Annotated in this window: 7 protein-coding genes; all 7 read left to right on the plus strand. The window is 67.3% G+C overall.

Features of this window, described 5'->3' with window-relative positions; translation table 11 throughout:
* Positions 1–9: 9 nt before the first annotated feature.
* The 7 genes from ACQY39_RS08945 (at position 10) to ACQY39_RS08975 (ending at position 16719) form a co-directional block, all read left to right on the plus strand.
* Complete coding sequence (locus ACQY39_RS08945; RefSeq protein ID WP_428505395.1) at positions 10–6756, plus strand: Hpt domain-containing protein; 6747 nt, start codon at positions 10–12, stop codon at positions 6754–6756.
* Between the two features lie 110 nt (positions 6757–6866).
* Entirely contained in the window at positions 6867–7976 is a 1110-nt protein-coding gene (locus ACQY39_RS08950) for a GGDEF domain-containing protein (protein ID WP_428505397.1), read from the plus strand.
* Between the two features lie 1025 nt (positions 7977–9001).
* On the plus strand, positions 9002–9715 hold the full coding sequence (locus ACQY39_RS08955) for a CerR family C-terminal domain-containing protein (RefSeq protein ID WP_428505399.1): 714 nt from the start codon (positions 9002–9004) through the stop codon (positions 9713–9715).
* A gap of 41 nt (positions 9716–9756) precedes the next feature.
* Positions 9757–11205, plus strand: coding sequence for an efflux transporter outer membrane subunit (locus ACQY39_RS08960; RefSeq protein ID WP_428505401.1), 1449 nt, complete (start codon positions 9757–9759; stop codon positions 11203–11205).
* Positions 11202–12404, plus strand: a complete 1203-nt coding sequence (locus ACQY39_RS08965) for an efflux RND transporter periplasmic adaptor subunit (RefSeq protein WP_428505404.1) — start codon at positions 11202–11204, stop codon at positions 12402–12404. Before ACQY39_RS08960 ends, ACQY39_RS08965 begins: the two co-directional genes overlap by 4 nt.
* A gap of 33 nt (positions 12405–12437) precedes the next feature.
* Positions 12438–15551: an efflux RND transporter permease subunit gene (locus tag ACQY39_RS08970; protein ID WP_428505406.1), complete on the plus strand. Its 3114-nt coding sequence runs from the start codon at positions 12438–12440 to the stop codon at positions 15549–15551.
* Between the two features lie 40 nt (positions 15552–15591).
* The gene (locus tag ACQY39_RS08975; protein WP_428505408.1) at positions 15592–16719 is read left to right on the plus strand and encodes an alpha/beta hydrolase family protein; all 1128 of its coding nucleotides are present in this window, start codon (positions 15592–15594) and stop codon (positions 16717–16719) included.
* Positions 16720–16840 lie beyond the last annotated feature (121 nt).

The raw sequence follows: 16840 nt of genomic DNA on the forward strand, positions 1-16840 counted from the left end.
GAGCCCGGCATGGATCAGTTCCGCGAGTCCGAGTTTCCTCCCGACCTCAGCCCCCTGGCGTGGGTGCAGGAGGAGTTGCGCCGATCCCTTGAATCGGTCCACAAGGCGCTTCGGCGCATGCTGCGCGATGGCGACAGCAAGTTCAGCGTGCTGGGTGCCGAAGTCGGCTCCAGCTCACAGTCTTTGTTGGGCGCCGCGGCACAGTTGCACCAGGTGGCCGGCGTGCTGTCCCTGGTCGGCTTGCCGGCCGGTGCCACGGTGCTGCGCACCGCCGAGCAAGCGGTGCAGCTGCTGGCCGAGCGCACCGATCTGGTCGACCCCTTCCGCGTCGAGACCATTGAGCGCGCCAATTTCGCCCTGCTCAGCTACATCGCCCGCCTGCTGGCCGGCAACAAGGCCTCGACGCTGAGCCTGTTCCCCGCCTACCGCGAGCTGCAGACCTTCATCGGCGCCGAGCGGGTGCACCCGGCCGACCTCTGGCAGTACGAATGGCACTGGCGCGAGGTGCCGGACGAAACCGGCTGCCCGGCTCTGGCCCCGGAGACCGGCCGCGCGCCGTTCGAAGCGGCCTTGCTCAAGCACATGCGCACGCCCAGCCCGGCTTTTGCCGGTCGCTTGAGCGACCTGTGCGCCGGCCTGGCAGCGGGCCTGATCGAATCGCACAGCAAGACCCTCTGGCAACTGGCTGCCGCGCAGTTCCAGGCCCAGGCCTTGGGCTTGCTGGACGGCGATGCCTTCGTCAAGCGCCTGGGCTCGCGCCTGCTGTCCCAGCTCAAGCTGGGTTGTCAGGTCGACCCGGCGGTGCAGGAGCGCCTGGCGCAAGACCTGCTGTTCTTCTGCGCCCAGGCGCGTGACCCGGCAAACGAGCGCATGGCGCCGCGCCTGAGCGCGGTATGCCGGGCTTTCGGCCTGAACCCTGAATTCCGGGGTGACTACGAAGACCAGACCCTGGGTCATATCGACCCGGCCTGGGTGGCGCAGGCGCGCCGCCGTGTCGGCGTGGCCAAGGAATCCTGGGGCAGCGCCGCCGAGGGCGACAGCCATCGTCTGGCCGGCCTCGACGAGCAATTCGCCGCTGTGGCGGAATCGCTGCAGCGCCTGTTCCCGAGTGGCGAGGTGCTGGGCCAGACCCTGCAGCGCGCGGTGGTCGCCACCCTGCGCTCGGGTCAGCCGCCGCGCCCGGCCCTGGCCATGGAAGTGGCCACCAGCATGTTGTATGTGGAGGCGGCGCTCGACGACGCAGCCTTCGACCAGCCCGAGCAAGCCGAGCGCGTGCGCGCCCTGGCCCAGCGCATCGATGCGGTCGCCCATGGCGATGCGCCGCAGCCGCTGGAAGCCTGGATGGAGGACCTGTATCGCCGGGTCTCCGACCGCCAGACCCTGGGCAGCGTGGTGCATGAGCTGCGTGCCAGCCTGTCCGACATCGAGCGCCAGGCTGATGAGTATTTCCGTGACCCGGCGCAGCGCCAGAAGCTGATCCCCGTGCCGGCCCAGCTCTCCGCCATGCGCGGTGTGCTGACCGTCTTGGGCCTGGACCAGGCGGCCTTGGCTTGCCTGCGCATGCGCGACGAGGTCGATGAGCTGGCCAACACCGAGGTCGACACTGACCGTGGCGGCCCGCGCGAACTGTTCGAGCGCCTGGCCAACAACCTCGGCGCCCTGGGCTTCCTGATCGACATGCTGAGCGTGCAGCCGCAGCTGGCCAAACGCATGTTTGTGTTCGAGGAGGCCAGTGGTCGCCTCAACCCGGTGATGGGTCGCCGTGCCGACGCCAGCCCGCTGCCGCCCATGGTGGCTTCGGCCCCGGCGCCGCTGGACGGCCTGATGCAGCTGGACCTGGACAGCCCCTCGGCACCCGCGCCCTTGCAGACCCTGGTCAGCCAAGCCCCTGCGGCCCTGGGTGACTTGGGCCTGCCCGAGCTCAGCTTCGCGCTCGACAGCGCGCCCGAGCTCGCAGCAACTGCTCCCGAACTCGCGCCTGCCGAGGCGCCCGTGACGTCGGTCGAGTCGGCCGTGGCGTCGCCCGAGCCAGCCCCGGCCGCCTTTGCGCACGACCCCGAGATGCAGGAGATCTTCCTCGAGGAAGCCGGCGAAGTGCTGGGCAATGCCCGCGCCGCCCTGGCCGCCTTGCAAGAAGACGGCAGCGATCGCGAGCAGCTGACGGTCTTGCGCCGTGCCTTCCACACTCTCAAGGGCAGCTCTCGCATGGTGGGCTTTGATGCCTATGGCGAGGGTGCCTGGGCCTGCGAGCAGCTTTTCAATGCGCGCCTGGCCGATGCCACGCCCCAGGCCGATGCGCCTTTGCTGGCCTTCAGTGCCGAAGCGCTGGACTATCTCGGCCAGTGGTGCGAACAGATCGCCGGCCGGCAGAGTGGCGCCTTCATTCCCGACCCGCTGCGCCGCAGTGCCGATGCCTTGCGTCTGCAGGGCGAGGCGCTGGCGCTGGACTGGCCGGGTCGCCAGCTGGCTTCGGACGAGATGCCGGTCGAGCCTCTGGCCGAAGCGTTGGCCCAGGAGCTGTTCGAGCCGGTGGCGGTCGACGCCGAAGCAGAACCCTTGCATGAGTTGATCGATGCTTCGGCGGATCAGCTGGGCGGCGAGTCCACCCTAGAGGCCCTGCCGGAATCCGAATCCGCGCCGGAGCCGATCGAGCTGCCGGCGCTGCCGGAGCTGTCAGAAGAAGTGTTGGAACTGCCTGAGCTGGCGCTGCCGGAGCTGACTCCGCCCGAGCTGACTCTGCCCGAGTTGACTCTGCCCGAGTTGAGCCTGGCCGAGCCGCCTTTGCTGACCGACGAGGCCGCAGTTCCCGCTGTACCGCTGACGCCGGAGCTGGCCGACCAGGATCTGGGTCTCGACCTCGAACTGCCGGCTCTGTCGGACGAGTTGCCCGCGGCCCTGCCGACGCCGACTGAGTTCATGGATGAGCTGGTTGAGCTGCCGAGTTGGCAGGCTACGGCCATCGAGCCTGTTCCCACGGTGCTGTCTGAGGGCCCGGACACCGAGCTCGCCACCGAACTGCTGCCGGAGCTTCTGCCGGAGCTGGGCGAAGCCGAGCCGCTGCTCGGCGATGCCGGGCTGATGCTCGAAGGGGATGCTGGCGCAGCGGCCGAAACGCAGCCGCCTGTGCTGACCGACTTGCTGGATCTGGATCTGCTGGGCGAGGGCGAAGCGGCCGCGGACCGCGCGCTGGCCGCCGCAGCCACTGAGGGTCAGACAGATGTTGCGACGGAGGCGTTCCCCGCCGCCGCCGAGACCGTGCTCAGCGAGTTGCCGAGCGAAGCCGAAGACGCTGTGTCGAGTGAGTTCGCGACGCTGGACCCACTCGACCTGCCTCTGACCCTGGACCTGCCTCTGGATGCTGCCGAAGCGGCGTCCGAGACGGTCAGCCAGGCTGTGCCTGATTTTGAGTTGCCCGAATTCGAGCTGAACCTCGATCTGGGCGAGTTGGTGGGTGAGCCTGTCGCCCCTGCTGAACCTGAAGTGGTGGCCGAAGCGGTGGATGCAGCCGCGCTTGAGCTGGCGGGCGAAGTCGAAACCGAATCGCATGCTGAAGTTGCGGACACCATTGAGGCGCCAGTCGCCGCGCCGGCTGTACCTCATCTCAGCTTGGTCAGTTCTGGCGACCGCCAGGGCGGCGATGCGGATGAAGGGGAGGGCGAAGCTGCCGAAGAAGCTGCCGAAGAAGGGGATGAAGGCGTCAAGCGCATCGGTTCCTTGCGCATCGGCATCACCCTGTTCAACATCTTCCTGAACGAGGCCGATGAGCTCTCGCGTCGCCTGGCCACCGGCCTGGCGGAATGGGCGATGGAGCTGAACCCGCCGCTGCCCGCGCAGTGCGAGGCCCTGGCGCACGCCCTGGCCGGCAATTCGGCCACCGTGGGCTATGAGGATTTGTCGACCCTGGCGCGTGCCTTGGAGCACGCCTTGGGCCGCGCTCAGCGCGCCCAGCGCTTCAGCGAAGCCGATGCCCAGCTGTTCGAGCGGGCGGCCGAAGACATCCGCCAGCTGCTGCATCAGTTCGCCGCCGGCTTCTTGCGCCCGCATGACGCCTCGCTGGTCGAGCGTCTGCATGCTTACGAACCCGAGGTGGACAGCAGCCTGCTCGGTGACTACGACGCCTTGGAAAATCTGGACGCAGGCGATTTGGGCCCAACGCCCACCGTGGTGGACGACACCCTCGATCTGCATTTGCCGGCCTACCCGGCGGCAGCGGCCGAGCTTGCACCGAGCCGACCGACTGCAGATCAAGACGAAGTCGAACCCGGCCTGCCGGACGAAATCGACGCCGTGCTGCTGCCGATCTTCGAGGAAGAAGCGCGTGAGCTCCTGCCTCAGCTGCATGCCGCGCTGCGCGACTGGTTGCTGCGGCCGCAAGACCGCAGCGCTCCAGATGCCTGCATGCGCGCCCTGCACACCTTCAAGGGCGGGGCTCGCCTGACCGGTGCCATGCGTCTGGGCGAGCAGGCCCACGAGCTGGAGTCGGCCGTCGAGGCGGCGCTGGCCATGGACCCACCGGATAGCGCCAGCCTGCAAGCCCTGCAGGATGGCGGCGATGCGCTGGAAGCCAGCCTGGATCGTTTGCTGGCCTCGCTGTTGGAGCCGGCTGTGGCTGTGCCGGCGTTCGATGTGCAGCCGGTGGCTGAGCTGGCGCCCGAGATGGAATCTGGCGACGTGACCGTTGCCGAAGTCGAACCAGAAGCCGAAGCCGAAGCCGAAGCCGAAGCCGAAGCTGGCTCGGAAGTGGTGGCCGAGCCGGTCGAGCTGGTCGAGGAACAGGCCGCGCCAGCGCCGCCGCGGCAGATCGACTGGTCCCGCTTCAGTGAGCGTCAAGCCAGCCCCGACGACATCACCATCGAACTGCCCGGCAGCGGCCCGCAAGCCATGGTGCGCGTGCGCGGCAGCCTGCTCGAACGCATGGCCGCCCAGGCCGGTGAGGTCAGCATCCGACGCGCGCGCCTGGAGTCCGAGCTGGCCCAGATGAAGGGATCCTTGCTCGATCTGGACGACAACTTGGCGCGTTTGCGCAATCAGCTGCGCGAGTTGGAACTGCAGGCCGAGGCCCAGATGGGCACGCAGCAGGAGCTGCATCAGAAGGCCGGGCGCGATTTCGACCCGTTGGAGTTCGACCGCTACACCCGCTTCCAGGAACTGACCAAGATGCTGACCGAGTCGGTCGGCGACGTGGCCACGGTGCAGCGCGCCTTGCAGCGCAATGTGCAGCTTGGTGAAGACGAGCTGGCGGCCCAGTCGCGCCTGACGCGTGAGCTGCAGGACGATTTGCTGCGCACTCGTTTGATCGAGTTCGAAAGCTTGGGCGAGCGTATGCACCGGGTGGTGCGCCAGGCGGCGCGCGATGCTGGCCGGCAAGCCCAGCTGGAGATCATTGGCGGCCAGACCGAACTGGACCGCAGCGTCCTGGAACGCATGGCCGGGCCCTTCGAGCATTTGCTGCGCAACAGCATCAGCCATGGCATCGAAGCGCCCGAGCAGCGCCAGGCTCTGGGCAAGCCCGTTCAGGGCACGGTCCGGCTGGAGCTGCGCCAGGAAAGCAATGAAGTCCTGCTGACCTTCAGCGATGACGGTGCCGGTCTGGATCTGAAACGTATCCGCGAGCGCGGCGAGCAGCTGGGTCTGATTCAGCCCGGCGAAACGCTGTCGGAAGCAGCCCTGATGCAGCTGATCTTCACCTCCGGCTTCTCCACGGCCACGCAAGTGACCGAGCTGAGCGGGCGTGGCGTCGGCATGGATGTGGTGCGCGCCGAGGTCAGCACCTTGGGCGGTTCCATCACCACCGAGTCCAAGCCGGGGCAGGGCACCAGTTTCGCGCTGCGCCTGCCTTTGACCACGGCCCTGACCCAGGTCGTGCTGCTGCGCAGCGGCGACCAAGTGGTGGCGGTGCCGGCCAGTTTGATGGCCTCGCTGCAGCGGGTGCCGGCTGCCGCGGTGGAGGAAGCCTACGCCACCGGCAACCTTCAGCATGGCGGGCAGAGCCTGCCGTTCTACTGGCTCGGCGGTCTGCTGGGTCAGGCCGGGCGCGGCCATGGCCAGGGCAAGTACCTGCCGGTCGTGCTGATGCGCAGTGCCCAGCAGTCGCTGGCCTTGCACGTGGACGAGGTCATGGGCAACCAGGAAGTGGTGGTCAAGAACCTCGGTGCACAGCTCAGCCGGGTGCCTGGCTTGGCGGGCGTCAGCTTGCTCGCCTCGGGCGATGTGGCTCTGATCTACAACCCGGTGGCTCTGGCAGCCTGGTACGGTCCGCTGGCGCAGCAGCGCTTGCTGGAGGCCCGTGAAGCCGCTCAGCGTGTGGCCGAGCAGGGCAGTGCGCCGAAGCCGGTGGCCGAATCGAGCGAAGACCTGCCGCCGTTGGTGCTGGTGGTCGATGACTCCTTGACGGTGCGTCGTGTCACCCAGCGTCTGCTGGAGCGCGAAGGCTACCGGGTGCAACTGGCCAAGGACGGGCTGGATGCGATGGAGGCGCTTGGCGGCGACGAGCTGCCGGTGCTGGTGCTGTCGGACATCGAGATGCCGCGCATGGACGGTTTCGACCTGCTGCGCAACATCCGTGCTGATGCCCGTCTGCGCGAACTGCCGGTGGTGATGATCACCTCGCGCATCGCGCAGAAGCACCGCGACTATGCGGAGCAACTGGGTGCCAACCACTATCTCGGCAAGCCCTATGACGAAGCCCATCTGCTGGAGCTGATCGCTCGCTACACTGCGGCACAAGCTCAGGCCACTGAAGCGGCAGCCTTGTGATTTGAATGCGGCTGCGCCGTGGCCTTCGAGCCGCGCCGCAGCCGCCTCCGCCGCTTTTCATTGTGTTCACTGAGCCGGCCCTGGCTCAACGAGGCGTTCTTCCCTGACCCATGTCTGAAGTCGTAGATCATCTTGCCGAGTTGACCGGCTTCCGCGACCGGGATGTCATGGACGTGACCCTGGTGTCGGCACTGCGCGATTTGCTGGAGCCGCGCTCGGTGGCGATCTATCGCTACATCGGCGAGCCCGGGGCTGAACGTTGGCTGACGCGCGCCCATTTGCGCGGCGACGATGCCGTGGCCACCGCGGACCCGCTCTGGCTGGAGCCCGATCGGCTGCCTCCGGCCGCGGATTTTCCGCAGCGCCTCGAATGCATGCGCAGCCGTACGGTGTTGCAATGGCAGCCGCAAGCGGTCGCCGGCGCGGCCGGTTCCGGCATCGATGTCGATCGTGCGCCGAAGTTGGCGCAGGACTGGATCAATCTCTTTCCCATTGCCACCGAGCGCGAGGTCATCGGCGTGCTGGAGATCCACTCGGCCAGCCGCCTCAAGAGCAAGGCGCAGCGCATGGTCAGCAGCGTGCTGCGGATTTATCACAACTTCCAAGGCCTGCTCGACTACAGCGAGCGCGACACCCTGACCGGTCTGCTCAACCGCAAGACCTTTGAGGAGAGCTTTCTCAAGGCCTTGAGCGAGCTGTCGACGCTGGCGCAGGTTGCGGCGGCCGATCCGCAGGCGGGTGAGAACGACCGCCGCCACGAGAACATCCACCCGCAGTATTTCTTGGGTGTCATCGACATCGATCACTTCAAGGCCGTCAACGATGGTTTCGGCCATCTGATCGGCGACGAAGTGCTGTTGCTGCTGTCGCGCCTGATGCGCAGCAGTTTTCGCTTCCACGACTTGCTCTACCGTTTCGGTGGTGAAGAGTTTGTGGTGCTGATGCGCTGCGACGAAGGCGTGGATGCCGCCCATGCCTTCGAGCGACTGCGTCACAACACCGAGCATTACGCCTTCCCTCAGGTGGGCCGCATCACCGTGAGCATCGGCTTCACCCAGGTGCGTGTTGGCGACTCGCCCGCGGCCGCCTTCGAGCGCGCCGACAAGGCCGTGTATCACGCCAAAGACAACGGCCGCAACCAGGTGCACAACCACGCCGAACTGGTCTCGGCCGGCCAGATGCAAGAAGCGACCCAGCTCAGCGATATGGAGCTGTTCTAAGCCCAGTCCTCGCGCAGCGCTGCCGCGTGCGCTCCGTTTGCTTTCTTGCTTGCCGCCCGTTCTGCCTTGGTTTTCTTTCCCGGCCAACGACAAGTTCTCGGTCTACCGTCGCTTCGGCGCCAGTCACCTGGATCGCATGTTCAGCGGCATCCAGGTCCAGGACAGCCACGGCCTTGGCATCAAGCTCAGCCTAGGAATCGAGTACGCCTTGGTCAAGAATGGGTCGCTGCGCGCCGCGCTGACACGCTACAACAAGGCCCTGCCCTTTTTGTACGTCATGTTCTCGTGGATCGGTCGACTGAATTCGGCACATAGCAGCCTTCTTGCTCTCCCTCGTGAGGCCCTGCAGTCCGGGCCGCCGCCGGGCTCATGGTTCCGGGGTCGGCCCTACCGGGCCGACTGCCTTGCGCTGCTCGCGCCTCGGGGCTGGCGCATAACTCACTTCACTCACTGCGTTCGTTCCGTTCAGACAAACGCGCCAAGTCAGAGTTTGAAGCGCGCGGGTACGCGCGCGCCCCGAGCCGCTGCGCTGCTCAGCCCTTCACAAATCGCCCAGCGGCGGCCCGAACTGCAGGGCGCTTGCATCGCGCTCGATCTGCCCCTCGACGGTCGAACACGCCACCTTCTGAGGTGGCTCGGCCCGACGACGGGCGATTTGTGCGCGGCCGAGAGCGCAGCGGAGCGGATCAGGCGCGCGTACTCGCGCGCTTCAAGCTCTGACTCGGCGCCACTGTTTGACCACAGTGAGCGCAGCGAACGGAGGGAGTTTGGCGCCGCTGAGCCGCGCAGTGAGCAGCGAGGGGAGTCGGCTCGCAGAGCCGACCCGGGCACCATGAGCACGGCGGCGGGCCGAGCCACCGCAGCGCGAAAACCCTGCCGTCGAGGTTCCGCTTTGTGCCGATAGCCGCCCGATGCGCTTCGCTTGCACAAACGTGCATCGCTCGACCCCTGTCCTTCATTCCCGTACAAGGGCTATTCGCAAATGTTTAATCAATCGATTGATTAACGTGGCTATCATGCGCGCCATGTCGAAACAAAACAAAACGATTCCGGGCGATGAGACGCCGGGCCGCCGCGAGCGGCTCTTGACCGAGGCCAGCCGCATTTTTGCGCTCAAGGGTTTTGACAAGGCCAGCACGAGGGAGATTGCTCAGGCCGCCGGGGCGAATATCGGCCTGATCGCCTATTACTTCGGGGACAAGCTGGGCTTGTACCGCGAGGTGATGATGCGGCCGGTGGCCGATGTGATTGGCCGGATGCCCGAGGCCGACGCCAGCGTACCGCTGCGCGAGTGGCTGGAGAGCTTCTATGGCGCCTTTTTGCAGCCGCTGCAGCTGGACGAGGAAGCCTTGGCCAGCCTCTTGCGGCTGTGCGGGCGCGAAATGATCGAGCCCTCGGCGGTCTACCAGGACATTTGTGCGGAGTACATCGCCCCGCGCCATCTGGAATTGGTGCAGATGCTGGCCCAGCGCTGCGGTGTGGCGGAGGTTGACACCGAGCTGCATCAGCTGGCCTTTGGCCTGGTCGCTCTGGCCCATGACTACTGGATGTCGGCCGATCATATGGAAGCCTTGGTGCCCGGCATGGTGCGCGGGCCCGGCGCGTACGAGCGGGTGCTGGGTCGCCTGGTCGGCTACGGCGAGGCTTTGATCGAACACGAGCGGGCGCTGCGTCAAGCGTCCAAGACCAACGCTGCCGCAGTGAAGCCCAAGACATCGCAGAAAGCCCGCAAGACATGAAGAACGTGAAGGTGAGGATGAGAACAAACAAGCGCCCTGTCATGCCAGCGCTGCGCCTGGCACTCTCGACGACCGCCGTGGCCGTCTTGAGCGCCTGCAGCAGCTTGGCGCCCCCGGCCGAACTGGAGCAGCAACTGGCGCCGGCGGCCACGCGCTGGCATGCGCCGCAAACGGATGTCCGCGAGGCCGATGCTGGCCAGCCAGTCTGGCAGCGCCTGAACGACCCGCTGCTGCTGCAATTGCAAGCCCAGGCGGAAAGCGCCAACCCCAGCTTGCAGCAGGTGCTGGCCCGCGTGCAGCAGGCTCGGGCCTTGTCTCAGCAAGCCGGCAGTGCGCAGCTGCCGCAACTCAATGCCAACGGCATGGTGCAACGCAGCCGGCCCGCCCAACCCGGCGGCAGCCCGGCCCAGACTTTGTCCTCGCTGAGCCTGGACAGCAGTTGGGAGATCGATCTGTTTGCTCGCGTGCGCCAGCAAGCCTCGGCCGCCCAGGCGCGCTTGAAGGCCAGCGAGCTCGATGCGCAGGCCGCACGCCTGAGTTTGGCCGCCGAGGTGGCCCAGGCCTATCTGAACCTGCGCAGCTGCGAACGTTTGGCGCAGATCGCTCAGGCCGATGCTGCGGCGACCGAGCAGCTGGCGCGCTTCGCAGCCGAGCGCTTGCGCGTCGGCTTTGAGTCGGCGGCTAACGAGGCACTCTTGCAGGCCGCAGCGGCCAATGCCGCCAATCTGGCCCTGGCCCAGCGGGCTGAATGCGATCTGGCGATCAAGGGCTTGGTGGCACTGACGGCCATGGAGGAGGGCGCTTTACGCCAGTCCCTCCAGCCCGGCGCTGCGCAGTTGCCAGCCATCGCCAGCTTGGGCCTGGCCGTGGCTTCGGTGCCGGCCGAGGCCCTGGCCCGCCGCCCTGATCTGGCAGCCAGTCAGCAGCAGGTCATGGCTGCATGGGCCGAGCGTGGTGCCGCTGAAGCGGCGCGTTACCCTCAGCTGCAGCTCAGCGGCAGCATCTCGCTGGCGAATTTGCGCATTGGCGGCAGCAGCGATGAAGGCCGCGGCTGGTCCTTCGGGCCCAGCTTGAATGTGCCTTTGTTCGATGGCGGCGCACGCCGGGCACAGGCGCAAGGCGCTCTGGCCCGCTATGAGGAGGCCTTGGCCGGCCATCGCCAGAGCGTGTTGCAAGCGGTGCGCGAGGTGGAAGAGGGCCTGGTGCGCCTTGACGCTGCACGGGCCCGCGAAGCCCTGGCCGAGCGGGCTGCGGCCGGCTACCGGCAGAGCCTGCAGGCGACCGAACGGCGCTGGCGCGCCGGCCTGGCCAGCGCGGCCGAGTTGGAGGATGCCCGCCGCCTGAGCTTGGGTGCCGATTCGGCACTGGTGCAGCTGCAGCGCGAGGGGCTGAGCGCCTGGGTGGCCCTGTGCCGCGCCACCGGCGCCGGCTGGGACGGCCAGGCCGCGCCGCTCGGCCTGAAGACGAAAGAAGAAGGGCGCGCAGCATGAAGCCCACGCGCCTGAAGTCCAAGAACACCAACACCCCCTATTTGTCCGCGAGTCCACTGTCCATGAACCGCAGCACTTCTACCCATTCCCTCGCCCCCTTGCTGGCCCTGATCCTGAGCCTGGGCTTGATGCAAGCCCAGCCGGCCTCGGCGGCCGATGCCGCGGCCAGCGCGCCGGCCAAAGCCCGCCCGGCCCTGACCGTGCAGCTGACCCAAGCCAGCAGCGCCGAATGGGAGCAAACGCTGAGCGCCCACGGCAGCGTCACCGCCTGGCAAGAGGCCATCATCGGTGCCGAGATCGCCGGCCTGCGCCTTGCCGATGTGAGGGTGCAGGTCGGTGATCGGGTCAAGCGCGGCCAGCTGCTGGCCCAGCTCTCGGATGCCACCGTGCGCGCCGAGCTGGCCCAGAGCCGCGCCGCTGCGGCCGAAGCCCAGGCCTTGCTGCACAGCGCCCAGGGCGATGCCGAGCGCGCTCGTGCCTTGCAGGCCGGTGGCAGCGGTGCCTTGAGCGCCCAGCAACTGGCCCAGTACCTGACCGCCGAACAAACGGCCAAGGCCCGGCTCGATTCCGCCCAGGCCCGGGTGGCCAGCGACGAGCTGCGCCTGGCGCAGACCCGCATCACCGCGCCCGACGAGGGCATCATCTCCGCCCGCCTGGCCACGATGGGCGGCGTAGCGCAGCCGGGCCAGGAGCTGTTTCATCTGATCCGCCAGGGTCGCCTGGAATGGCGGGCCGAGCTGCCCGCGGCCGATCTGGCGCGCGTGCGCGCCGGTCAAGCCGTGCAGCTGGCCGCCGGCGACGGCAGCAAGGTGCCGGGCAAGGTGCGCGTGGTGGCGCCCACGGTCGATGCGCAAACTCGCATGGGCCTGGTCTATGTGGATCTGAGCGGCCCCGGTGCTGCCCTGCTGCGCGCCGGCAGTTTTGCGCGCGGCGAGATCCAGCTGGGCCGCGGTCAGGCGCTGAGCCTGCCGCAGTCCGCCGTGCAGCTGCGCGATGGCAACAGCTATGTTTTCCGAGTGGGCAAGGACCAGAAGGTGCAGCAGGTCAAGGTCAGCACCGGCCGCCGCGTCGGCGATCGGCTTGAGCTGCTCGGCGGCTTGGAGCCCGGCGCGGCCGTGGTGCAGAGCGGGGTCAGCTTCCTCAGCGATGGCGACAGCGTGCGCGTGGTGGCTGCGTCGGCCCCGGCCGCCAAGCCTTAAGCCGGCATCAACAGGATCAGGACCCTAAGCACCATGTTGAACGTTTCTTCCGCGTCCATACGCAACCCGATTCCGGCCATCCTGCTCTTCATCATGCTGACCTTGGCCGGTCTGCTGGGCTTCCGCTGGATGAAGATCCAGAACTTCCCGGACATCGACCTGCCTACTGTCACCGTGACGGCCAGCCTGCCCGGTGCCTCACCGGCGCAGCTGGAATCGCAGGTGGCGCGCAAGCTGGAGAACCAGCTGGCCACGCTGCAAGACGTCAAGCACATCTACACCACGATCCAGGACGGCGTGGTCATGGTCAGCACCGAGTTCCGGCTTGAGAAACAGACCCAGCAGGCGGTGGACGATGTGCGCGATGCGGTCTCGCGCGTGCGCTCGGATTTGCCGGCCGATCTGCGCGACCCGGTGATCTCCAAGATGGAGCTGACTGGCTCGCCCATCCTGGTCTACACCGTGGCGGCCGAGCGCATGGACGACGAGGCCCTGTCCTGGTTCGTCGACAACCAAGTGGCCAAGCGCATGCTGGCGGTGCGCGGCGTCGGCGCGGTCTCGCGCGTCGGCGGCGTCAGCCGCGAGGTGCGTGTCGAGCTGGACCCAGCCCGCCTGCTGGCCCTGAACGCCACAGCCAGCGAGGTTTCGCGGCAACTCCGTCAAGTGCAGCAAGAGGCTTCGGGCGGCCGCAGCGATATCGGCGGTGTCGAGCAGTCGGTGCGCACCTTGGCGACCGTGCAGACGGCCCAGGAGCTGGCGGCCATGGACATCACGCTGGGCGACGGCCGGCGCGTGCGTCTGGACCAAGTGGCCACGGTGCAGGACACGGTGGCCGAGCGCCGCTCGGCGGCCCAGCTCGATGGCCGGCCGGTGGTTGGGTTCGAGATCACGCGCACCCGCGGTGCTGGTGAGGTCGAAGTGGCGGCCGGCGTGGTCAAGGCGGTGGAGGAGCTGCGTGCGGCCCACCCCGAAATTCAGTTCGCCGAAGCCTTCAACTTCGTGGAGCCGGTGCAGGAGAACTACGACGGCTCCATGGTGCTGCTCTACGAGGGCGCGCTGCTGGCCATCGTCGTGGTCTGGTTCTTCTTGCGCGACTGGCGTGCCACCCTGGTGGCGGCCACGGCCTTGCCCTTGTCGGTGATTCCGGCCTTTGCCGTGATGTACTGGCTGGGCTTCACGGTCAACACGGTGACGCTTCTGTCCTTGTCCCTGGTTGTGGGGATCTTGGTGGACGATGCCATCGTCGAGATCGAGAACATCATGCGCCACCTGGCCATGGGCAAGACGCCTTACCAGGCAGCCATGGAAGCGGCCGATGAGATCGGCCTGGCCGTGATCGCCACCACCTTCACCCTGATCGCCGTTTTCCTGCCCACCGCCTTCATGAGCGGCATTGCCGGCAAGTTCTTTGTGCAGTTCGGCTGGACGGCGGCGATTGCTGTCTTCGCCTCCCTGGTCGTGGCGCGCATGCTGACGCCCATGATGGCGGCCTACATCCTCAAGCCCAGCACCAAGCTCCATGCCGAGCCGCGCTGGCTGGCCGTCTACACCGGCTGGGCCGCCTGGTGCTTGCGCCATCGTCTGCTCACCTTGGTCGCCACGGCCGTGTTCACCGGTGCCTCGCTCTTCCTGGTGACCCTGCTGCCCACTGGCTTCCTGCCGCCCGATGACTTGAGCCAGACCCAGGTCACCGTAACCCTGCCGCCCGGCAGCACTCTGGCCCAGACCACGCGCATGGCCGAGCAGGCGCGCCAGATCGTCGCAGCCAACAAGCAGGTCAAGCTGATCTACACCGCCATCGGCGGTGGCAATGCAGGCAGCGACCCCTTCGCCGGCGGCGGCGTGGCCGAGGTGCGCAAGGCCACCCTGACCCTCAATATGACGCCGCGCAAGGATCGCCCCGGCGTCAGCAAGCAGGCCATCGAGGCCCAGCTGCGCGAGGCCTTGGAGGTGCTGCCCGGTGCACGCGTCAAGGTCGGCTTTGGCGGCTCGTCCGAGAAGTATGTGCTGGTGCTGGCCGGCGAAGACGGCCGGGTCTTGGGCGAGCATGCCCAGCTGGTCGAGCGCGAGCTGCGCAGCATCCCGGGCATCGGCGCCGTCAATTCGACGTCCAGCCTGGTGCGGCCCGAGCTGATCGTGCGGCCCGACTTCGCCCGCGCGGCCGACCAGGGCGTGAGCGCCGAGGCGATTGCCGACACCTTGCGGGTCGCCACCGCCGGTGACTACGACCAGGCCCTGGCCAAGCTCAATCTGGCCCAGCGCCAGGTGCCCATCGTCGTCAAGCTGCCGGCCGAGGCGCGCAGCGACCTGGCCTTGCTCTCGCGCCTGCCGGTGCCAGGCAAGCATGGGCCGGTGCCCCTGGGCAATGTGGCCACGCTGGAGATTGCCAGCGGACCCGCCCAGATCGACCGTTACGACCGCATGCGCAATATCAACTTCGAGATCGAGTTGAACGGCGTGCCCCTGGGCGAGGCCGAACAGAAGGCCCTGGCCCTGCCCAGCCTGAAAAACCTGCCGCCAGGCGTGCTGCAAACCTCGGTCGGCGACGCCGAAGCCATGGGTGAGCTGTTCGCCAGCTTCGGCCTGGCCATGCTGACCGGCGTGCTCTGTATCTATGTGGTGCTGGTGCTGCTGTTCAAAGACTTCGTCCAGCCGGTGACGATTCTGGCCGCCCTGGTGCTGTCGATCCCGGGCGCTTTCCTGGCGCTCTATGTGACGCACACGGCGCTGTCCATGCCGTCCATGATCGGCCTGATCATGCTGATGGGCATTGCCACCAAGAACTCCATCCTGCTGGTGGACTATGTGGTGATCGCCCGGCGTGACCATGGCCTGCCGCGCTTCGAGGCCATCCTCGACGCTTGCCACAAGCGCGCCCGCCCCATCGTCATGACCACCATCGCCATGGGCGCGGGCATGTTGCCCATCGCCATCGGCATGGGCGTGGACCCGAGCTTCCGCGCGCCCATGGCCATCGTCGTGATCGGCGGCCTGATCACTTCCACCTTCCTGAGCTTGCTGGTGATCCCGGTGGTGTTCAGCTATGTGGATGACCTGATCCAGCTGTTCGCGCGCCTGATGCGGCGCAAGCCTTCAGCCAGCGCTGCAACAACTGCAGCAGCACCGGTGCCGGTCGATCCGGCTTGAAATTGCGCGATTGAACGCCAACTGCAGGAGCATGCCGACCATGCCAGACCCCCAGCCTTCCTCTCCGAACTCCGCCGGTGAACAGCGCCGTCGGCTGACCCTGGGGCTGGGTGCGGCCCTGGCGCTCTCGGCCCTGGCGGGCTGCAAGCCCGAGGTCTTTGGCGTTGGAGAGATCGCCACTGAGACGGGTTCGCCGAGCGGCCCTCAGGCTGCCTCGGCGCCCGACTTTGCCGAACTCACCGTCCCCGCCAGCCGCTACCGATCGCTGGATTTCGATTGGCAGGACGCGAGCCGCCAGCGCGCGGTGCCGGCGCGCCTGTATGTGCCGGCTGAACCCGCGGCGACGGGCGGCCTGCCCTTGCTGCTGTTCTCGCACGGTCTGGGTGGCTCGCGGCGCGGCTACAGCTATCTCGGTGCCTATCTGGCCTCTAAAGGTCTGGCCAGCCTGCATGTCCAGCATGTGGGCAGCGATCGCGGCCTGTGGACCGGCAATATCTTCAGCCTGGTCGGTCGCTTGCAAGATGCCGCCAAGGAAAGCGAGGCCTTGAACCGCGTCGCCGATGTCCGCTTTGCTCTGGACCAGTTGCTGGCCAGTGAGCAGGGCGCATCCATCGACCTGCAGCGCATCGCCGCAGCCGGGCATTCCTACGGCGCCAACACCACCATGCTGCTGTCCGGAGCCCGGGTGCAGCGCCAGGGTCAGGTCTTGCCATTGCTGGAGCCGCGCATCAAGGCGGCCATTCTCATTTCGGCCCCGCCTTTCTATGGCGAGAACGACCTGGCCCCCATCCTGCAGGACATCCGCATTCCGACCCTGCACATCACGGCCACCCAGGATGTGATTCAGGTACCCGGTTACTACTCGGCCGCCGAAGACCGCATCAAGGTCTTCGAGGCGATGGGTGGCCCGAGCAAGGCCCTGGCCGTGTTCGAAGGTGGCTCGCACAGCATCTTCACCGACCGCGCCGGCACCGGCGGCGTCAACCTCAACCCCAAGGTCAAGGTTGCGACGCGGGAGCTGTCCCTGGCTTTTCTCGACCATGTCTTCGCCGGCCGCAGCGAAGGCATGCGGCGCTGGGGCGAGCGCTACGGCGGCCTGCTGAAGCGCTGGCAGCCGGTGCCTTTTGCGGCTGAGACCCTGCTGAAAGGATCAGAGCAGGGCAGCTGAGGGGCGCAGCACGCACCGCCGTGCGTTGGACGGCATGCTTCTCCTGCCGTCTTGTGGCGTTTACACAGTCTTCATGGATGTGTCACCGCGGCTGAGCACCATCGCGCTTTTCTTTCTGCCA

It is taken from the genome of Roseateles sp., assembly GCF_965262435.1.
GTDB lineage: Bacteria > Pseudomonadota > Gammaproteobacteria > Burkholderiales > Burkholderiaceae_C > Paucibacter_A.